The following is a 20,630-nucleotide window of genomic DNA, read 5'->3' as shown; positions in this document are numbered from 1 at the left end:
GAAGAAACGATGGCAAATCGCATTTTAATCGTAGACGACGCAGCATTTATGAGAATGATGATCCGCGACATACTTACAAAGAACGGATATGAAGTAGTTGGGGAAGCACAAGACGGTGCACAAGCGATTGAGAAGTACAAAGAATTGAAACCGGACCTAATTACTATGGATATCACAATGCCGGAGATGGACGGTATCGTTGCATTGAAAGAAATCAAGAAACTGGATGGCAATGCAAAAGTGATTATGTGTTCTGCAATGGGACAACAAGCTATGGTTATCGATGCCATCCAAGCCGGTGCAAAAGACTTCATCGTTAAACCTTTCCAGGCTGACCGCGTTATTGAAGCGATCAAGAAAACGCTAGGTTAATAGAATGAAGTTAGTACAAGGTATTCGACTTGCTGCTATGGCTGTCTCCGGCTGGCTTTTGACAGCAAGTCTTGCGTCAGCAGAGCTAAGTGGTGATGAAGATAAGCCGGTAATCGGAACGAGTATCGGATATTACATCTGGGTCATCATTGCGCTCATGCTGGTCGTCGGATTAATCATTCTCGTAATTAAGTGGCTTTCCAATCGTAATCGTGGTTGGGGGACCAATCGGGCGCTTCGATCACTTGGAGGCATTCCGCTTGGTCAGAATAAATCATTGCAAGTGGTTGAGCTCTCCGGCAGAGTTTACGTTGTTGGAGTTGGTGAAGATATCACCCTCCTTGATAAAATCGATGACCTCGAAACGGCATCGGCTATATTGGAAGCGATTGATCAACAGAACGGCCGTACTTGGCATACACCGACTTTGACAGATTTTATAGGTCGATTCCGTAAAAGCAACAAGGCGGATGAGCCAACGAGCGAACCTTGGCAAGCTGCAACTTCTTTCAAGGAGCTGCTCAATAACGGGATGAGACGCCAGTCGGATCAGAAGCAGAAGGTAGAAGACCTGCTAAAAGAGCAAAATCAAAATGATCGGTTGTTGGACGAATGAACAAAAAACTATTACTAGCGGTTATTGCAGTACAACTGTTCACCTTGTTGTTTCACGCCCACGCCTTTGCAGAGCCGCTGCCTAATGTCAGCGTAAGCATTGGAGACAGCGGCAGTGAAACGCCTGGAACGAGTGCGCTTTCCCTATTACTGATGATCACCGTTTTAAGTGTAGCTCCGGCCATTCTCGTATTAATGACCAGTTTCACTAGAATCGTAATCGTACTAGGATTCGTCCGAACCTCACTCGGAACACAGCAAATGCCTCCGAATCAAGTACTGATTGGGCTTGCAATGTTTCTCACCTTCTTCATCATGGCGCCAACCTTAAGTTCAGTTAACCAAGTAGCTCTTCAGCCTTATCTCAAAGGGGAATTGACTCAAACCGAAGCGCTTAACAAAGCTGCTGTACCCATGAAGCGTTTCATGATGAAGCAAACGAGAGATAAAGACTTACTTTTATTTTTGAAATATACGAAGACAGAGAAGCCGAAGTCCGTTGAGGATGTTCCCATTACGATTATGGTTCCGGCGTACGCACTAAGTGAGCTTCGAACTTCATTTCAGATGGGATTCATGATATTCATTCCGTTTCTCATTATTGACATGGTGGTCGCCAGTACGCTCATGGCAATGGGGATGATGATGCTTCCACCGGTTATGATCTCACTGCCGTTTAAGATTTTACTATTCGTTCTGGTAGATGGCTGGTACCTGATCGTTAAGTCGTTGCTATTAAGTTTTAATCCGTAGGTTCTGCCAGGAAGGAGTACATACATGAGTACTGACTTCATCATCGCCTTAGCCGGACAGGCAGTATATACGGTACTGAAAGCCAGTGCCCCAATGCTCTTAGTCGGACTTGTAGTAGGCTTGATCGTTAGTATTTTCCAAGCTACTACACAGATTCAGGAGCAGACACTAGCATTCGTTCCTAAGGTGGCGGCGGTGTTGCTTTCCATCTTGTTATTCGGGCCGTGGATATTGAATACATTGGTCGATTTCACTTACAACCTGCTGAATAACTTGTATAAATACATCGGATAGGCTGTGGATCGATGGAGTTGTTTCTTCAAGGATTCCCTATTTTTTTGCTTATTTTTTGTCGAATTACAGCGTTTTTCGTCGTAGCGCCAATATTTTCGACTCGAAATGTGCCGAATACGTTTAAATTGGGATTCTGTTTTTTTATCTCGTTGCTTGTTTTTTTAACTTATGGGCTTAAGCAAACGATCGTCCCCGATGCGGATTATGTATTAGCGATCATTCGAGAGATTTTGGCAGGTGCCTTGCTCGGATTTGCAGCTTATCTGTTTTTTACAATTGTAAATACGGCAGGCAGCTTGATCGATATGCAAATGGGCTTTGGTATGGCCAACATTATTGACCCGATGACAGGTGTTTCTGCACCGCTTATGGGTAACTTCAAAGGGATGATCGCAACCCTCGTTTTCTTATCGATAAATGGTCATCATTACTTGCTTTCCGCTTTACTGCAAAGCTATGAATGGATTCCTCTAACGAATACGTTGTTTGCCCACGTAAGTAGTGGGAGTATAACGAGTTACTTGACCGGCATGTTCGGACAAACGTTTCTGCTTGCCGTTCAGATGTCAGCACCATTAGTGGTTGCGATGTTCTTAACGGACGTTGGGCTTGGTTTTCTTGCGCGGACAGCGCCGCAGTACAATGTGTTTGTCATTGGGATTCCGATCAAGATTTTAGTCGGCTTTCTCATGTTGGCTGTTATGATGCCAGGTCTGGTCATCCTGTATGAGCACTTGTTTGAACAGATGTTCACTGCCATGCGGAAGCTATTCGACATTTTGCAAGGTCCTGCAGCTTAGGTAGGAGGGCAGTAATTATGGTTAAGTATCGTTGGACGCTCGACTTACAGATGTTCAATGGAGAGAAGACTGAGCGTGCAACACCGAAGAAAAGGCAAGATGCTCGTAAGAAAGGCCAAACGGCCAAAAGCCAAGAAATTCCGGCTGCCCTTATTCTTTTCTTTATTTTTCTAAGCTTTATCATGATGGGTGATTATTATAAGGTTCGACTGATGCGCATATTTGGTCTGATATTAGAGCAGAAGCTCTTGATGCAAGTGACGACCGAAAACGTCGTTTCCTTGTTTTCTGATCTGATGATGCAGAGCTTGATGTTATTAGCACCCATTTTCGCAATCACAGTACTCATTGCCATATTGGGCAATTACGCTCAGATCGGTATTATGTTTACCGGCGAGCCGCTCATGATGAAATTCAGTAAAATCAGTCCCTTGAAAGGCTTTAAACAAATTTTTTCCATGCATTCCGTAGTCGAGTTTGTTAAAAACATTTTGAAGCTTCTCCTCATTGGATTCATGGTTTATTGGATTCTGTGGGGTGAACTGGATGTCATTATGCAGCTCGCAACGGTTTCGATTAGTGAAAACTTTAGCATTATTGCAAGAATCACGATTAAGCTCGGCTTATATATCGGTGCAATTCTTGCTGTGTTAGCAATGTTTGATTACATGTACAAGAAATATGAACACGAGAAGAGCTTGAAGATGTCTAAGCAAGACATCAAGGATGAATATAAGAAATCTGAAGGAGATCCGCTCATTAAAGGTAAAATTCGAGAACGGCAGCGCCGGATGGCTCTGCAGCGAATGATGCAGGATGTACCTAAGGCTGACGTCGTCATCACAAACCCTACCCACTTCGCGATCGCCATTCAATATGAAGGCTCGAAGATGGAAGCCCCTAAAGTAATCGCAAAGGGGATGGATTTTGTGGCCCTTCGCATTAAAGAAGTGGCAAAGGAACACGGCGTAATCATGATGGAAAATAGGCCGCTTGCCAGAGCGTTATACGATCGAACGGAAATCGGTGATACGGTTCCCGTTGACCTATTCCAGGCTGTGGCGGAAGTACTGGCATATGTATATAAGCTCAAAAAGAAAGTGTAATTATCTACAACTATCTACGGAGGAGGGAACGTCATGAAGGCTAGAGACCTGACCATACTAATCGGGATCATCGGCATCGTTCTTATGATGGTCATTCCGATTCCACCAGCTTTACTTGACGTGCTCCTAATAGTCAACATTTCAGTTGCGCTGATGATTTTGCTTATCGCAATGAATACGCAAGATGCTTTGGAATTTTCCATATTTCCGGCCTTGCTGCTCATTACAACCTTGTTTCGCTTAGCACTTAATGTATCAACAACCCGAAACATTCTCCAGCATGCCCACGCCGGTAAGGTTGTTGCGACTTTCGGTAATTGGGTAGCGGGTGGTCAAATTGCAATTGGTTTTGTTGTGTTCCTAATTCTTGTTGTTGTTCAGTTCCTCGTTATTACTAAAGGGTCAGAACGTGTCGCAGAGGTTGCCGCAAGGTTTACATTGGATGCGATGCCCGGTAAACAGATGAGTATTGACGCCGACTTGAATGCAGGCCTCATCAACGAAGTACAAGCAAGAGAGCGCCGTCAAAAAATCGAACGTGAAGCTGATTTCTACGGCTCGATGGATGGTGCCAGCAAATTTGTTAAAGGGGATGCCATTGCATCCATCATCATACTCATCATTAACCTACTTGGCGGATTTGTAATCGGGATGTCGATACATGGCATGAGTTTTTCCGATTCCCTACATACGTTCTCCGTTCTAACGATTGGTGATGGACTCGTCAGTCAAATTCCGGCCCTATTGATTTCGACAGCAACAGGCTTAATTGTGACACGTGCTGCATCTGACGGTAACTTAGCCCATGATGTGACTACGCAGCTGTTTCGTTATCCGAAACTGCTCTACATTGTAGCAGGTACAATTACACTGCTCGGAGTTGGAACGCCTATCGGACCGATTGCGACATTACCTTTTGCAGCTATTATTACGTACGGTGCCTTTCGGATGCAAAAGTCGCTCACGAAGGAACAGGAAGCGCAAGAGCTTCTTGTGGAAGAACAGGAAATTGAAGAGGTTAGAAGTCCTGAAAGTGTAATCAGCTTGCTGCAAGTTGATCCGATCGAATTCGAATTTGGTTATGGTTTAATCCCACTTGCCGATACGCAGCAGGGAGGCGATTTGCTGGATCGGATTATTATGATACGTCGACAATGTGCGCTTGAACTTGGACTTGTCGTTCCGGTTATCCGGATTCGAGACAATATACAGCTTAAACCGAATGAATACATAATTAAGATTAAAGGGAATACGGTAGCGCGCGGAGAGCTTCTACTCAATCATTACCTCGCTATGAGTCCTGGATTTGAAGATGAATCGGTTATCGGTATCGAGACTGTGGAGCCGGCTTTCGGTTTACCGGCCATCTGGATTGATGAGGCAACCAAAGAAAGAGCTGAATTGACCGGCTATACGGTCGTGGATCCTCCGTCTGTTGTTGCCACTCATTTGACAGAACTTATTAAACGTCATGCGCATGAGCTGATCGGGCGCCAAGAGACGAAAGCACTTGTGGACAATGTCAAAGATTCGTACCCTGCTTTGGTGGACGAACTCATACCGTCAATTCTCAATGTCGGAGAAATCCAGAAGGTACTGTCCAAGCTGTTGCGTGAGAAAGTATCCATACGCGATATGGTAACGATCTTCGAAGCGCTTGCGGATCATGGAACCTACACGAAAGATACTGATATTCTGACCGAGTATGTTCGCCAGGCATTATCGCGACAAATTACACAGCAATTCTCCCACAATGGGGATACGCTTCGCGTAATAACGGTTGGACCGTCACTAGAGAAGAAGATTGCAGAATCGGTTCAGAGCTCAGATCAAGGCAGCTACTTGGCTCTTGATCCCGTCTCGACTCAAACCATCTACCAGAAGTTGAACGAACAAGTAAATAAACAGATTCAATCTGGCAATCAGCCGATCGTGCTCGCATCACCTACGATTCGCATGTATTTAAGACAAATCGTGGAACGTACGATGCAGGATGTGCCTGTTCTGTCTTATAGCGAGCTCGAACCGAGTATTGAAGTACAAAGCATTGGAGTGGTGAATCTATGAAGGTAAAGCGTTATGTGGTCAATGCATTACCCGAAGCGCTGCCGATGATTCGCAATGAGCTTGGTGTAGATGCCATCATTTTGAATACGAAAGAGATTCGGGTTGGCGGATTTCTGGGCATGTTCGGCAAGAAGAAAACCGAGGTTATTGCAGCAATAGAAGCGGGAAGCAAATCAGTACCTACACCCAAATCGCCTTCACGTCCACCGACGGCTAAGCAGCCAACTGTGTCGCCGACAATGATGGCTTCGATTGCCTCTATGGCGTCAACTGCCGTAGCAGAACAACAAACCATTAAAGAAAAACAACTCATGCAGGAAGCAACAGTTCAATTTGTCCCTGATGTGACGGAGGCAGCTCGAGTATCTCCAGCAGCTGCTTATGAGGCTCTATCTGGTGTGCATCAGCAGCAGCAATCTAGTGCAGACAATCGAAAGCCTCGATTGACAGAAGATGAGTTGGTTACTGAAATCCGAGATATGAAGCAATGGATTGTAAAGATGTCGAAGCAGCAGAAGCTGGAAACCAGACCCGAGGCATTGCAAGCATTACAGGATCGGTTGCTCGAACAAGAAGTCAGCGAGAAGTTGATTGATCAATTAATAGAAGAAATTGAGGGGAAATTGGAAGTTTCTGATTTATCCAATCAAACGACTACAGTTGATCGATCGACCGTATGGCGAATCGCCGAACAGATCCTGCAAGACTGGCTTAAGGACTTTGAAGCAAGTGTCATTGGAAGGGATACGCAAGTTATCCATTTCGTAGGTCCTACCGGAGTTGGCAAGACGACATCTATTGCCAAACTGGCCGCTGAGCAAACGTTGAAATCAGGCCGTAAGGTTGGCTTCATCACCTCCGATACTTACAGAATCGCCGCGGTTGATCAATTGAGAACGTACGCTACGATACTGAATGTCCCGCTTGAGGTTGTATTCTCGCCATCCGAAGTTGCCAGAGCGTTCAGGCAGCTTGAAGATCGCGAGCTTATATTCATGGATACGGCAGGGCGGAATTTCCGCAACGAGCTTTATGTATCTGAAGTGAACAGCTTGCTTCAAACCGACCGACGGTCAGAAACGTTTCTTGTCCTCAGTTTAACCGGCAAGTATGCCGATATGTCTAGCGTTGCTGAGAATTTTGCGAAATACGGTATTGATCGCGTGCTCTATACAAAACAGGATGAGACGAACGCTAGCGGAGCCATTCTCAATTTGGCTTTAGAACAGGGACTCCGTCCTACTTACATTGCATACGGCCAAACGGTTCCTGACGATATTACGACATTCAAGGTAGCGAGTTACGTTTCGCAATTGTTGGGGGCTTCCCAATGATGACTGACCAGGCGGAAGCACTTCGAAATTTAGTGCGCAATCAAGAACAGAAGGATGAAGGACGCACGACAAAGGTCATTACGGTGACAAGCGGAAAAGGCGGGGTTGGTAAATCCAACTTTAGTCTGAATTTCTCGCTTGCGCTACAGCGAATAGGACAGAAGGTTCTCATATTCGATGCCGATATCGGGATGGCCAATATCGATGTATTAATGGGCGTTTCGTCCCCGTATAACCTCTACCATCTCTTAAAACAAGAGAAGACGATTTGGGAGATTATTCAAGAAGGACCGCAAGGCGTCCATTTTATTGCAGGTGGATCGGGCTTTAAGGATCTCCTTGATTTATCGGCAGAGCAGCTGGATTACTTCGCTGAACAAATTAACAAGCTGCACGGACAATATGATTTTATATTGTTCGATACGGGAGCGGGGCTTTCAAAGGAAACCGTGAAGTTCATCACCGCCGCCCAGGAAACCATCGTCGTCACGACGCCTGAACCGACCTCGATTACGGACGCATACGCTCTAATCAAGATGGTCACAGCGATGGAGCATGACGTTAGGTTTAAACTGATCGTGAATCGGGCGATCGATACGAAGGAAGGCAACGCAACCGCAGACAAAATCGGTCTTGTGGCACAGCGTTTTCTAAATATTGAACTGCCGGTGCTTGGTATTTTGCCGGATGATCCGAATGTTACAAAGGCTGTGAAGAAACAAGTTCCTTTTGCTATTGCTTATCCGGGTACAGAAGCGTCGAAGTCGATCTTGGAAATTGCTAAACGATTTGTTGACGTACCTCAACTTCCTGCTGCCGCGAATAGCGGTGTCAAAGGATTCCTACATAAGATGTTCAGACGTTCATAATAATCCTTTGAATCGAGGAGGCGCATCAATGAATACGATCTCGCGAGTATTGGTTGTAGATGATTCTGCCTTTATGCGGAAAATTCTGTGTGATCTGATCGCTCTTGATCCCCAGTTTGACATTATTGCAACCGCAAATAATGGGCGCGAAGCAATCGAGGCTGTTCGAACACTTCAACCGGACGTCATTACGATGGACTTGGAAATGCCGGAGATGAACGGGCTTGAGGCATTGGAACGTATTATGCGAATTCATCCGGTGCCGATCATCATGCTCTCCAGCATAAGCGATGACGGTACAAGGGAGACAATCAAAGCGCTGCAGAATGGCGCCTTTGACTTTATCCGTAAACCATCTGGCCCGATGTCTCCTGATATCCACACAGTCGGCGAGCAATTGCTGGAGAAGCTTCGGATTGCAGTGCTGACGAAGCGGCACTCATACTTGTTCGAGCCTTCGAAACCGGCTCCAGCAGCGAAGAAGCCAAGTATTGCAAAAGCGAAGCCAACGACAATCAGCTTTGAGACAACCCCGTCGGTTAAGGACGAGCTTCCGCTTAAGCCTGTGCAACCGTTGGAAGAGTTTACGAGTCTTCGTGAGCGAAAACCTGCTGCCGCAAAAGAAAAAGTGGAGAAACCAGCGCCATCGATTGAGGTTAACAAGCGGACGACTAAGAAGGAACTTGAGCCGACATTACCATCAATGGATCAAGAACTGGAAACGGCTATTAAACCGAACAAGCCTGTACGAACCAGAAACTTCAAGCATCTGGTTGCGATTGGTACCTCAACCGGCGGACCGCGCGCCCTTCACGAAGTCATAACGACACTGCCGATTGACTTCCCGGCTCCTGTGCTGGTTGTACAGCATATGCCTCCTAAGTTTACGCGCTCATTAGCGCAGCGGCTCGATACGTTCAGTTCTCTACATGTTACAGAGGCTATACATGGCGAACGTGTAGAAGCAGGCGTTGTCTACATTGCACCAGGCGGTTATCATATGGAGCTTACCAAAGAAGGCGGCAGCTATTCGATCAAATTATCCGAAGACGCGCCGCGCGGCGGGCACAGACCATCCGTTGATACAATGTTCGAATCTTGCGCTGCATTCCCGGAATTACGCAGACATTCAGTCATCATGACGGGTATGGGAAGCGATGGAGTAAAAGGAATGAAAGCTCTGAATGACAGCGGAGCAGAAACTGCTATCGCCGAGTCGGAAGAGACTTGTGTCGTATATGGAATGCCGCGTTCCGCAGTAGAAGCAGGCGTCGCAAAGACTATTGTGCCGCTTCGACAAATCGCAACCGCAATAACCCATGCCGTCAGAAAGTAAGGCTTACATTTTCGCATGGCAACCATTTATACAGGAGGTGCATGGAAATGGATATGAACGCCTATCTATCAATGTTTATTGACGAATCAAATGATCATTTGCAGTCATTAAACGAGAATCTGTTGAAACTTGAAAGCGCTCCGGAAGACATTAGCATCGTTCAAATCATTTTCCGCTCTGCCCATACATTAAAAGGCATGTCAGCGACCATGGGCTTTGAAGATCTCGCGTCGCTTACACATGAGATGGAGAATGTACTTGATCTGGTCCGTAATAACAAACTCAAAATGGATAGCTTCATTTTCGATACGTTGTTTAAAGGTCTTGACGCGCTAGAATCTATGGTCCAAGACATTATCGGCGGCGGCACGGGGAAAGCGGATGTTTCGTCTATCGTTGCTTCGTTGCAGACGATCGTGAAGGCTGACTACAAAAGTGAGCAAAGCACATCCGCTTCAGCGGCAGCAAGTGGCAGCAGTGGAGATGGAGCGATATTGGACGAGTTCCAAAGCTCGATTCTTCTGCAATCTATCGATGCCGGACACTCCGTTTACCACGTAGTAGTTACTGTCCGTGAGGATTGCGTACTCAAGGCAGCACGTGCCTATATGGTATTTGACTTCCTGGAACGCAGCGGTGAGATTGTCAAATCTACGCCAAGCGTTCAAGAAATCGAACAAGAAAAGTTCGACCGTTCTTTTACCGTATTTACAATCGCGAGCATTTCAGAAGAGGAACTGCGAAAAGGGATTGAATCCGTATCTGAAATAGAAGGTGCAGCCATTACACAATTGGATCGTGAATCATTACAGCAGCTTTGCGGTGCAGCATCGCAAAACACTCCTGTGGCAGCCGCGAGTCCAATGAATGCAGCGCAAGTTGAAGTGAACGCCGCTAGGTCGCAGACAGCAGCATCGACAATGACAGCTGCACCAGCATCTGCTCAGGCATCAACGGCTGCCAACAATGTTTCACGCACGATTCGTGTGGATATCGAGCGGTTGGATGCGTTAATGAATCTATTTAGCGAACTTCTGATTGACAGAGTGCGACTTGAACAGCTTGCCAGTGAGATTCGCAGAAATGAACTGACCGAAACAGTAGAGCACATGACTCGCGTTAGCAGTGATTTACAGAATATCGTGTTGAAGCTGAGAATGGTTCCGGTAGAATCCGTATTCAATCGCTTCCCTCGGATGATTCGCGATTTAGCGAAGACGCTTGACAAGAAAGTGGATCTCATTATCTCAGGTGCCGATACAGAGCTTGATCGTACTGTCATCGACGAAATCGGCGATCCACTCGTTCATTTGCTTCGTAACTCGCTGGATCATGGCATCGAACCGATTGCAGATCGTATTGCAGCAGGGAAGTCAGAAACGGGCATGGTTCATCTCCGTGCTTTCCATAGCGGCAACCACGTCTTTATTGAAGTAGAAGAGGATGGCCGCGGGATTAACCGAGAGAAAGTGAAACAAATTGCCATTAAGAACGGAGTTGTTACTGCTGAAGAAGCCAAACGGCTAACAGATAGCGAAATTAACATGCTTATCTTCGCGGCAGGCTTCAGTACGGCAGATAAAATCTCCGATATTTCCGGCCGTGGTGTCGGTCTTGATGTCGTCAAATCCAAAATCACTTCACTAGGTGGTCATGTCAGCGTAGAATCCGAACCGGGTAAAGGTACGAAATTCTCGATTCAGCTGCCACTTACTCTTTCAATCATATCAGCCATGCTTGTGAAGCTTGGAACGGAGAAATACGCCATTCCGCTTTCATCCATCGTTGAAACGGGAATCGTTCCACGTGAGCAAATCCGTAAAATTCACGGTAATCGGATGATCGATTATCGCGGCTCACTTATACCGCTCATCTCCCTCAGCCAAGTGCTGGATGCAAAGTCCTTCCTAGAGGAAGAAGAGCATGAGACGGAGATCGTCGTTATTCGTAAGGGCGATAAAACATGTGCCATTACGGTAGACGAATTTATTGGCCAAAGTGAGATCGTGTTGAAATCACTTGGAAAATACTTAACAAATATTGAAGCAATCTCTGGTGCAACCATTCTTGGTGATGGACAAGTTGCCTTGATCGTCGATCCAAACGCGCTCATTAAATAGAGGAGGGTTTACGAATGGCTGAGGAAATCAAAGTTATCGTATTTGGTCTGGCACATGAGGAGTATGGAATTGAGGTAGAAAAAGTACGCACGATTGAGCGTATGATGCCGATTACGCGCGTTCCCAAAACACCTTCTTTCATTAAAGGTGTCATTAATTTGCGAGGTGTTGTGCTTCCTGTCATCGATCTCCGCGGACGTTTTAGCTTAGCGGAATCGGAAGAAACGGAAAGCTCCAGAATCATCATCGTAGCCGTTAATGATTTGGAAGTCGGATTCATCGTCGATTCAGCAAATGATGTCATCGATATCGATCCAGACTCTATTGATTCGCCTCCGGAGGTTGTAGGCGGCATTAAGGCGAAGTATCTGCGTGGTGTAGCAAAGATCGGAGACAGCCGATTGCTAATCATGCTAAACCTTTCCGAAGTGCTCAATAAGAGCGAAATTATTCAACTGGAAACGCAAGAGGTTTAAGCCGAGTGAATCCATTAGATAGTTTAGAAGCATTCAAGCTTGATGTATTGAAGGAAGTGGGGAACATCGGTGCGGGCAATGCTGCAACGGCGCTCTCCAGACTTCTGGACAAGCCTGTCGATATGAATGTTCCCACTGTCAGTTTAATCCCCTTCGAGAAGGTTGCCGATCGAGTTGGCGGATTTGAACAAGTTGTCATCGCCGTTTTCCTTCGCGTTGAAGGGGATGCACCAGGTAATATGTTTTTCCTAATCGAGGAGCATTCAGCGAAGAAGCTGTTGCGCAATTTGCTATCCATTCCAGTTTCAGAAGAGGGATATTCCGAAATGGAATATTCTGCACTTGCTGAGATCGGTAACATACTTGCAGGTTCTTATTTATCATCTTTGGCCGATTTCACGCAGTTGTACATGTCGCCGACCGTCCCAGCCATCGCAATCGATATGGCTGGAGCTATCTTGAGTTATGGACTTGTTCAATATGGTGAAATGGGCGATTCCGCGCTATTAATTGATACCACGTTTCTTGAAGGTCGGGAGGAACTAGCAGGACATTTCTTCCTTATTCCGGATCCTGAATCGTTTGGTAAAATATTCAGCGCTTTAGGAGTGCCTAACGAATGATGCAGGAAAATCTCGTGAAAGTGGGCATGGCTGACCTACAGATTGCACTGAATGGTGCAATCTTGAAAACAACGGGTCTTGGGTCATGTGTAGGCTTGACTTTGTTTGACGAACGCTCGAAGGTGGCAGGCATGGTGCATGTCATGCTGCCCTCCTCTGAGATTGCAAGAGAGGCTCCGATTAATATCGCAAAATATGCCGATACATCGGTTCCTCATTTGATTGGGCTCATGAAGCAAGCAGGCGCAGAACCGAGAAGACTCGTTGCTAAGATGGCAGGCGGCGCGCAAATGTTCGCTTTCACAACAAACAGTGATTCGATGCGGATTGGTCCGCGGAATGTAGAGTCCTGTAAGGAGATGCTGCGTCAATTCTCGATCCCGCTGCTCGCGGAAGATACCGGTGCTAATTATGGTCGGACTATAGAATTTAACAGTCTAAGCGGTGTACTAGTGATACGCAGTGTGCAGCAAGGAGTAAAGGAGATTTAGCATGGTAGGGTCTTGGCGCTGGAATGTCTTCCTTGGAGTAGGCGGCAGTTTACTTACATTATTATTCTCGCTGGACAGTAATGGGATGGCGGTTACCAGCCTCCGTTGCCTGTACGCTTTTCTCACTTTTTTTGTACTGGGCTTTGTTTTCCGCGCGTTAGTGGCACTTATTATGAATCCAAGGGCGCAGGCTTTATCACAGTTAGACGGTGATGAATCGAAAGGGAGTTCGGTTGATTATGCAACACCGGATCAAAGTGATGAGTTGAATAATTTGTTGAAAAATCAGCTGGATGGAAATCTAAAGCTCGATGCAAGTCAAGGAGCCGGTTTTCAGCCGCTGACACCACCCAAATTAGTATCAACTCAGAATAGAGAGCCTGAAGAATTGGCTAAAGCAATACGTCACCTAACAGGAGGGTGAGAAGATGATTGAGCCGAAAGCGCCTCATTTGTCTAACATCGAGATTTGGCAGAAGTGGAAAGAAGACGGAGACATTGAAGCGAAGAAACTGCTAATCGAACAATACTTAACTTTGGTTGATTACGTAAGCAATCGTATGGCTATCGGTTTACCTAAGAATGTGTCCAAGGATGACTTGGCAAGTAATGGGGCAATGGGGTTAATTGATGCTATCGAGAAATTCGATTACCGCCGTGGTCTACAATTTGAAACGTATGCTTCTTGGAGAATTAGAGGCGCCATTATTGATGGATTGCGTCAAGGCGACTGGGTTCCGCGTTCGGTTCGTGAGAAAGCGAAGAGGATCGAGGAGGCGTACCAGCTGCTTGAACAGCAATATATGCGTTCGGTGACGGATGCGGAAATCAGCGGATATTTGGATGTTTCAGAGAAAGAGTTTGACGTTATGCTGCAAGAGATTGCAGTTACGACGGTATGCTCACTTGAGGATCCGATCCGAGAAGAAGAGTCCGAGACCCGATTGTCGCTGCTAATCGATGAGAAAGCGAAGAACCCGGATTACAAGGTACATGAGTTCTTCCTTAAAGAGTCACTCATTCGCGGCATTGATCGTCTGACAGAGAAAGAGAGAACGGTAATTTCACTCTTCTATTATGAGGAATTATCGTTAAGTGAAATCGCAGAAGTGATGTCTTTATCACCTTCGCGGATTTCACAGCTTCATTCCAAAGCAATTTTGAGATTACGAGGTGCATTAGAAAAGCAAAAGGATCAGTTAATGCAGCATTAATGTAATAGAGGGGGGCCAGTTTTGTCTACATCTGAAACATTACAATCACATCTCGTTGTTCAGCTTGCACCTGATAAACTGACCGCTACGATCCAATTTAATGTTGCGGATGAGCAGTTCTCATGCACCGAAGGACAGCTTGAAGAGTTTTTAAAGAGCCATGGAATATGTTACGGAATCAGTCGTGACATGCTTCGTAATATCGCGCAGCGACCAAGTGCCTATTTTTACAGTCAAAATGTGATTGCGCAAGGAGAGCTGCCCGTACAGGGTGAGGATGGTTACATTCGATTCTCTCACGATATGAATGAAGGCGAATACCGTCCGGTAGAACTCGAGGGCGGTAAAATTGATTTTAAAGAAGTCACACAACTGAAGAATGTGAAGCGTGGTCAATTGATCGCCGAGAAGGTTCCGGCTCGAGCCGGGGTGGAAGGCAAATCAGTAACCGGTGATGTGATTACTTGCAGAAACGGAAAAGAAGCCTATTTTAAGATCGGTAAAAATGTCGTGTTGAATCCTGAACAAACAGCTATGTACGCCACGATCGATGGACTCATCTCGCTTACAGATAAAAGCAAAATTAACGTATTCCCTATTTTCGAAGTAAATGGAGATGTCGATTACAAAATCGGCAACATTGATTTCGTAGGTACAGTCGTCATACGCGGTAACGTCTTGACCGGATTCAAAATTAAAGCTTCCGGCGATATTCGAGTAATCGGCGGAGTTGAAGGGGCCATATTGGAATCCGACGGCTCTATTGAAATTACCGGTGGAATACTCGCAAGTAACAAAGGCTATGTGAAAGCAAATCGTAATGTGAAGAGCTCGTTTATTCAAGACAGCAACGTTTCTGCAGGAGAAGATGTATTGGTTTCTCAAAGTATCATGCACTCTCATGTTCGCGCTGGGAGAAACGTCGTTTGCAGCGGCCCCAAAGGGCTGCTTGTCGGAGGGAACATCCAAGCCGGTGATCGCGTAGTAGCGAGAACCATTGGGAATACCATGTCAACGGCAACAACGCTCGAGGTCGGTGTACGCCCGGAGCTGAGAGCGGAACTAAGTGAGCTTCGCTTACAAATCAAACATACCGTGGATAATCTTGACAAAACGGAGAAAGCACTCAAATTGTTAGATCAGCTTGCTTCTGTTGGGCAGCTGACACCTGACAAAATGGCCATGCGCATTAAGCTGACTTCAACCAAACGTGCCGCGGTAGAAGAGATTGCGACAGCAAAGGATCGCGTACTTGAAATTGAGAAGTCGCTTGAGGATACCGATCGCGCCAAAATAGATGTCGTTAACGTCGTTTATGGTGGAACTAAGATCGTAATTGGCCGCTACACACGATTCGTTAAAGACGCTACACAGCGTGTTTCGTTCCGCTACTTCGAAGGTGACATCGTAATGGCACCTTATGTCTAGCGTTCTTAGCGGGCGATATGTTTGAAGTTTAGGAGGAAACAGCATGCCTTTTAAACCTATAGATTTTCAGATGTCTATTCCACGGACTCCGGATAACAGTTTGCATCAACAGCAATTGAATCAGAAACCGGTCGCAGAACAAATGCGATTGGAGAATGATACTGCTAAACAAACGGAGCTGCTGCGTAATCGCAATACTGCCGTTGAACAGAACATAGACACCAAGATCAAAGACAATCGACAGCGTGAATCTCAAAGTAAGCAGAATCGGAAGAAGAAGCAGGATGGTGGAGCCGGTAATGATGCGGAAACCGATCACGGACAGAAGCATCCTTACAAAGGTAACCATATCGATATCTCTATGTAACGGATTGTTAAACCGAAATGCAGGTGAATGAAGATGGAATCATGGCAAACGATCATGCTGATCGGCGGTATTGTTGTTGTCTGTGCAGCTGTACTACCGCGTAGAATACCGAGTGGCAAGCAAGAGCAATCGACACAAACCGTTCGTAATATGGAGACGGCACTGGAGCAGTTTATGGAGAACATGGAAGCGGACAATCGTGAGCTTGTTGAGCTTGTCAGCAAATCCACCCATGATACACAGCTTCAGTCCAAGAAGCGCGATGAGCGTACGGAATTGCTTGAGAAGCGCTGCGCCGAGTTAGAATTGCTTCTGGCTGAACAAACCAAACTGCATGCATCCGCTTTGGAGCAGCAGTCTGTAACCATTTCAAATTTGGCTACTCCAGTGACGGATACTCATGCAGTTCAACCAAGACCCCAACATCTAATTCCAACAGTCACGAGTGATGTTGAAGCGGAAGAGATAGCGGCAGCTGAAGAGCCAATTTTGACGATTCGAGACCGTTATACCGATTTGTTCGATATGTATCAAAGCGGTAAATCCATTGATGCTATAGCTAAGAAACTCGGCAAGAACAAAGGGGAAGTCCAGCTTATTCTTCAGCTATCGAAGCAGGAGGAAGCAGCGCGTCATGAATAAACGTACATTTCTCTTTGGTGTAGGTGTTGGTATTATTATCGGTGCAGCACTTCTGCAGCTTATGATTATCGGTGAGAAACAAGTGAACAATATGGATGAGCCGGTTAAGCAGGAGACTACAGAATCAGAAGTAATCGGGTATTCGAAGACCGAACTTGATCAGGCTGTTACTGATGAGCGTATACGGGTAGAGGCTGAATATAAGAAGAAACTAGCAGACAAGCAGGCATTGCTGGATAAAGTTAAGCAGGATCAAGCGAAACAAGATGCAGCGGCTTCAGCTAAGGATGAGAAGAACGTAAAGGAGACAGCAGCTTCAGAGAACACGGCTGTCTCTAAACCTGTTGTAGTACGCATTCCGCCGAACTCTGGCGTAACGGAAACAGCAGACATCTTGCATGATAGTGGCGTCATTTCGGATAAGAAAGCTTTTATCAGCCTGATGCGTACAACGAAGATACGCGCAGGTTATTTTGCTTTCGAAGGTGACTTGTCTTTGACGCAAATTCGCACGATTATTACGAGTACGCCGAATGCTTCGTCATCCGAGTTGAAATCATCCGACCAATAATTCGGTGTCTATCGAAATAGCATTAGGAAACCTGTCAATTGCGGTTGCAAGCGTATATGCAGATGTGTTATAGTAATTGACGGTGTTAAAAACACACGCCGATTAATTTCGTTATTGGTGCTTCGACCCGGTCGAAGTGATAACGGAAAATGATATTGGCGGAGGTAACCACTAAAAACCATTTAACAGGAGGTGTGTAAGAGATGGCGGTAATTTCCATGAAACAGCTTCTAGAAGCTGGGGTACACTTCGGTCACCAAACTCGTCGTTGGAACCCTAAGATGGATCGTTATATCTTCACAGAACGTAACGGTATTTACATCATTGACTTGCAGAAAACAGTTAAGAAGGTCGAAGAAGCTTACAACTTCGTACGTTCGATCGGCGAAGAAGGCGGCACTATTCTCTTCGTAGGTACTAAGAAACAAGCACAAGATTCGGTGAAAGAAGAAGCAGAACGTTGCGGCAACTTCTACATCAATCAACGTTGGCTCGGCGGCACGCTGACTAACTTCCAAACGATTCAAAAACGTATCGACCGTCTTAAAACGCTTGAGAAATGGGAAGAGGACGGCACTTTCGACGTTCTTCCTAAGAAAGAAGTTATCATTCTCCGTAAAGAGAAAGATCGTCTTGAAAAATTCCTCGGCGGTATCAAAGGCATGAGAGGTTTGCCAAGCGCATTGTTCATCATCGACCCACGCAAAGAGCGTATCGCGGTTGCTGAAGCACGCAAACTTGGTATCCCAATCGTAGGTATCGTTGATACAAACTGCGATCCGGATGAAATCGACTACGTGATCCCAGGTAACGATGATGCAATCCGTGCAGTTAAATTGCTGACAGCTAAAATGGCTGATGCAATTGTTGAATCGCGTCAAGGCGAAGTAACAACTGCTTAATAGAGTTTGACGATACGACACGAAAGGGTGGTCAGAAGGTGCATAACCTCTCACCGCCCTTTTTTCGAATGCTCACGCTGATTGTTTTGATTGAGCCGGCGGTTCACTCAGCGATCAGTCATACTTAACTAATTTCAGGAGGTTTCCAACATGGCAGTTAGTGCTAGTGCAGTAAAAGAATTGCGTGAAAGAACAGGCGCAGGTATGCTTGATTGTAAAAAAGCGCTTGATGAAACAAACGGTGATATCGCGAAAGCAATCGACTTGCTTCGTGAAAAAGGTCTTTCCGCTGCAGCAAACAAAGCGGGTCGTGTAGCTACTGAAGGTACAGTAGAATCCTACATCCACGCTGGCGGCCGGATCGGCGTTCTTGTTGAAATCAACTGCGAAACTGACTTCGTTGGTAAAACGGATCAATTCCGCGAGTTTGCTCGTGATATCGCCATGCAAATCGCTGCTGCAAACCCTAAGTTTGTAAGCCGTGAAGAAGTTTCTTCGGATGAGCTGGATAAAGAGCGTGAAATCTTGAGAGCTCAAGCGCTGAACGAAGGCAAACCAGAGAAAATCGTTGATAAAATGGTTGAAGGCCGCATCAGCAAATACTACGAAGAATACTGCTTGCTTGAGCAGCCGTTCATTAAAGATCCCGACAAAACAATCCATACACTGCTGAAAGAGAAAATCAGCACAATTGGAGAGAATATCTCTATCCGTCGTTTCGCTCGTTTTGAGCTTGGCGAAGGCCTTGAGAAAAAAGAAGACAACTTCGTTCAAGAAGTTATGGCGCAAGCTAAATTGTAAACCGAACGCGCAGGCGGGGCGGGGCGTTCGCCCCGCCTATTTCCTATAATTAGGTCTAAATTTTCAAGTCCGTATACGGCCTTTTAAACAAAGTTGAAGATGGAGGTATACCAAGTTGCAAAGTCCCGTGTACAAACGTATAGTGCTGAAGGTGAGCGGCGAATCGCTCTCGGGTAATAATGGCTTTGGAATTGACTCCGCAATGATTTCCTCCATTGCAGAGCAAGTAAAAGAAGTAGTGAAATTGAATGTTGAAGTCGCGATCGTGTGCGGCGGCGGCAACATCTGGCGCGGAATTGCCGGTTCGGAGAAAGGTATGGACCGTGCAACAGCAGACTATATGGGTATGTTAGCGACTGTTATGAACTCTTTGGCGCTTCAAGATGCGCTTGAGCAAATCGATGTGCCAACTCGTGTGCAAACATCAATCGCCATGCAGCAAATCGCTGAGCCTTACATACGCCGCCGGGCGATCCGTCACCTGGAAAAAGGGCGTGTCGTTATTTTCGCGGCAGGCACAGGCAATCCATTCTTCTCGACAGATACCACTGCAGCATTGCGCGCAGCTGAAATCGAAGCAGAAGTAATCCTAATGGCGAAAAATAAAGTGGATGGCGTATATTCCGCTGATCCATTTAAAGACGCGACAGCGGAGAAATTCGAAACGTTGACGTATATGGAAGTTCTAAACCGCAATCTAGGCGTCATGGACTCAACAGCTTCATCGCTTTGCATGGACAACAATATTCCACTTGTCGTCTTCAACATTACCGAACAAGGGAATATCAAACGTGTTGTCCTTGGTGAGAAAATCGGTACTATTGTGATGAAAGGAAGTGTGTGAACGAATGCCACAAGCAATTAAGAAAAGCGCAGAAGATAGAATGGACAAAGCGATCGGAGCACTGAGACGCGATCTCTCAACGCTACGTGCAGGACGTGCTACTCCGGCTCTCCTTGACCGCATTCAAGTTGAATATTACGGGGCAATGACGCCCGTCAATCAACTGGCTAACGTCAATACGCCTGATTCCCGTACGCTAATGATCCAGCCTTGGGATAAAACCTCCCTGTCTGCGATTGAGAAAGCGATCATGAAATCGGATCTTGGTTTGACTCCGTCGAACGATGGCGCAACGATTCGCCTCAGCATTCCGATGCTGACAGAAGAACGTCGTTCGGAGCTTGTCAAATTGACGAAGAAGTTTGGCGAAGAAGCGAAAGTAGCCATTCGTAACGTGCGTCGTGACGCGAATGACGACATCAAGAAACTCGAGAAAACCGAGATTTCGGAAGATGAGTCCCGTCGTCATCAAGATGATGTTCAGAAAACAACCGATAAATTTATCGCAGAAGTGGATAAAGTACTAGCTGCGAAAGAGAAAGAAATTATGGAAGTATAATGCAAGCTCTCCGGCCCCTCCGAATGGTGGGGTTTGTTGCATAAAT

The 20,630-nt window shown here is 46.0% G+C and carries 24 protein-coding genes; all 24 read left to right on the top strand.

Annotated features, from left to right (window positions below; translation table 11 throughout):
• Nucleotides 1-9 precede the first annotated feature (9 nt).
• Entirely contained in the window at nucleotides 10-372 is a 363-nt protein-coding gene (locus tag AC0YN4_RS06265) for a response regulator (protein ID WP_091218732.1), read from the top strand.
• A gap of 4 nt (nucleotides 373-376) precedes the next feature.
• Nucleotides 377-988, top strand: a complete 612-nt coding sequence (locus AC0YN4_RS06260; protein WP_475835410.1) for a flagellar biosynthetic protein FliO — start codon at nucleotides 377-379, stop codon at nucleotides 986-988.
• Nucleotides 985-1,740 (top strand): flagellar type III secretion system pore protein FliP, encoded by a 756-nt coding sequence (gene fliP / locus AC0YN4_RS06255; protein WP_475779542.1) that lies wholly within the window; start codon nucleotides 985-987, stop codon nucleotides 1,738-1,740. The genes AC0YN4_RS06260 and fliP overlap by 4 nt, the downstream gene beginning before the upstream one ends.
• A 24-nt stretch (nucleotides 1,741-1,764) precedes the next feature.
• Nucleotides 1,765-2,034 (top strand): flagellar biosynthesis protein FliQ, encoded by a 270-nt coding sequence (fliQ, locus tag AC0YN4_RS06250; RefSeq protein WP_475779543.1) that lies wholly within the window; start codon nucleotides 1,765-1,767, stop codon nucleotides 2,032-2,034.
• Between the two features lie 11 nt (nucleotides 2,035-2,045).
• Complete coding sequence (gene fliR / locus AC0YN4_RS06245; protein ID WP_475835409.1) at nucleotides 2,046-2,834, top strand: flagellar biosynthetic protein FliR; 789 nt, start codon at nucleotides 2,046-2,048, stop codon at nucleotides 2,832-2,834.
• A gap of 17 nt (nucleotides 2,835-2,851) precedes the next feature.
• Nucleotides 2,852-3,940 (top strand): flagellar biosynthesis protein FlhB, encoded by a 1,089-nt coding sequence (gene flhB / locus AC0YN4_RS06240; protein ID WP_475835408.1) that lies wholly within the window; start codon nucleotides 2,852-2,854, stop codon nucleotides 3,938-3,940.
• A gap of 33 nt (nucleotides 3,941-3,973) precedes the next feature.
• The gene (flhA, locus tag AC0YN4_RS06235) at nucleotides 3,974-6,007 is read left to right on the top strand and encodes a flagellar biosynthesis protein FlhA (protein WP_475779546.1); all 2,034 of its coding nucleotides are present in this window, start codon (nucleotides 3,974-3,976) and stop codon (nucleotides 6,005-6,007) included.
• Nucleotides 6,004-7,341, top strand: a complete 1,338-nt coding sequence (flhF, locus tag AC0YN4_RS06230; protein WP_475779547.1) for a flagellar biosynthesis protein FlhF — start codon at nucleotides 6,004-6,006, stop codon at nucleotides 7,339-7,341. The genes flhA and flhF overlap by 4 nt, the downstream gene beginning before the upstream one ends.
• Entirely contained in the window at nucleotides 7,341-8,210 is an 870-nt protein-coding gene (locus tag AC0YN4_RS06225; protein WP_475780093.1) for a MinD/ParA family protein, read from the top strand. The genes flhF and AC0YN4_RS06225 overlap by 1 nt, the downstream gene beginning before the upstream one ends.
• Nucleotides 8,211-8,238: 28 nt before the next feature.
• On the top strand, nucleotides 8,239-9,546 hold the full coding sequence (locus AC0YN4_RS06220) for a protein-glutamate methylesterase/protein-glutamine glutaminase (RefSeq protein WP_475779548.1): 1,308 nt from the start codon (nucleotides 8,239-8,241) through the stop codon (nucleotides 9,544-9,546).
• A 47-nt stretch (nucleotides 9,547-9,593) separates the two neighbouring features.
• Nucleotides 9,594-11,666 (top strand): chemotaxis protein CheW, encoded by a 2,073-nt coding sequence (locus tag AC0YN4_RS06215; protein ID WP_475779549.1) that lies wholly within the window; start codon nucleotides 9,594-9,596, stop codon nucleotides 11,664-11,666.
• 14 nt (nucleotides 11,667-11,680) lie between these two features.
• Nucleotides 11,681-12,142 carry a chemotaxis protein CheW gene (locus AC0YN4_RS06210; RefSeq protein ID WP_475779550.1) on the top strand — a complete coding sequence of 154 codons (462 nt, stop codon included), beginning with the start codon at nucleotides 11,681-11,683 and terminating at the stop codon, nucleotides 12,140-12,142.
• 5 nt (nucleotides 12,143-12,147) lie between these two features.
• The gene (locus AC0YN4_RS06205; RefSeq protein WP_475779551.1) at nucleotides 12,148-12,765 is read left to right on the top strand and encodes a chemotaxis protein CheC; all 618 of its coding nucleotides are present in this window, start codon (nucleotides 12,148-12,150) and stop codon (nucleotides 12,763-12,765) included.
• A complete protein-coding gene (locus AC0YN4_RS06200) occupies nucleotides 12,762-13,256 on the top strand; it encodes a chemotaxis protein CheD (RefSeq protein WP_475779552.1) in 495 nt (164 codons plus the stop codon). Before AC0YN4_RS06205 ends, AC0YN4_RS06200 begins: the two co-directional genes overlap by 4 nt.
• Before the next feature lies 1 nt (nucleotide 13,257).
• Nucleotides 13,258-13,680, top strand: coding sequence for a hypothetical protein (locus AC0YN4_RS06195; protein ID WP_475779553.1), 423 nt, complete (start codon nucleotides 13,258-13,260; stop codon nucleotides 13,678-13,680).
• Nucleotides 13,681-13,684: 4 nt separating this feature from the next.
• Entirely contained in the window at nucleotides 13,685-14,470 is a 786-nt protein-coding gene (locus tag AC0YN4_RS06190; protein WP_091218697.1) for a FliA/WhiG family RNA polymerase sigma factor, read from the top strand.
• A 21-nt stretch (nucleotides 14,471-14,491) separates the two neighbouring features.
• Entirely contained in the window at nucleotides 14,492-15,898 is a 1,407-nt protein-coding gene (locus tag AC0YN4_RS06185; RefSeq protein WP_475779554.1) for a DUF342 domain-containing protein, read from the top strand.
• A gap of 43 nt (nucleotides 15,899-15,941) precedes the next feature.
• Nucleotides 15,942-16,265: a hypothetical protein gene (locus AC0YN4_RS06180; RefSeq protein ID WP_475779555.1), complete on the top strand. Its 324-nt coding sequence runs from the start codon at nucleotides 15,942-15,944 to the stop codon at nucleotides 16,263-16,265.
• A gap of 33 nt (nucleotides 16,266-16,298) precedes the next feature.
• Entirely contained in the window at nucleotides 16,299-16,907 is a 609-nt protein-coding gene (locus AC0YN4_RS06175) for a hypothetical protein (RefSeq protein ID WP_475779556.1), read from the top strand.
• Complete coding sequence (locus tag AC0YN4_RS06170; RefSeq protein ID WP_475779557.1) at nucleotides 16,900-17,478, top strand: hypothetical protein; 579 nt, start codon at nucleotides 16,900-16,902, stop codon at nucleotides 17,476-17,478. The genes AC0YN4_RS06175 and AC0YN4_RS06170 overlap by 8 nt, the downstream gene beginning before the upstream one ends.
• 203 nt (nucleotides 17,479-17,681) lie before the next feature.
• The gene (gene rpsB, locus AC0YN4_RS06165) at nucleotides 17,682-18,380 is read left to right on the top strand and encodes a 30S ribosomal protein S2 (RefSeq protein ID WP_475779558.1); all 699 of its coding nucleotides are present in this window, start codon (nucleotides 17,682-17,684) and stop codon (nucleotides 18,378-18,380) included.
• A 150-nt stretch (nucleotides 18,381-18,530) separates the two neighbouring features.
• Nucleotides 18,531-19,181, top strand: coding sequence for a translation elongation factor Ts (gene tsf, locus AC0YN4_RS06160; protein WP_475779559.1), 651 nt, complete (start codon nucleotides 18,531-18,533; stop codon nucleotides 19,179-19,181).
• Nucleotides 19,182-19,296: 115 nt separating this feature from the next.
• Nucleotides 19,297-20,025 (top strand): UMP kinase, encoded by a 729-nt coding sequence (gene pyrH / locus AC0YN4_RS06155; RefSeq protein ID WP_475779560.1) that lies wholly within the window; start codon nucleotides 19,297-19,299, stop codon nucleotides 20,023-20,025.
• A gap of 4 nt (nucleotides 20,026-20,029) precedes the next feature.
• Nucleotides 20,030-20,584: a ribosome recycling factor gene (frr, locus tag AC0YN4_RS06150; protein ID WP_475779561.1), complete on the top strand. Its 555-nt coding sequence runs from the start codon at nucleotides 20,030-20,032 to the stop codon at nucleotides 20,582-20,584.
• Nucleotides 20,585-20,630 lie beyond the last annotated feature (46 nt).

The sequence above is a fragment of the Paenibacillus sp. J22R3 genome, assembly GCF_056269305.1.
The sequence above is the reverse complement of the archived record's forward strand: the minus strand, read 5'-3'. Positions and strand labels throughout refer to the sequence as shown.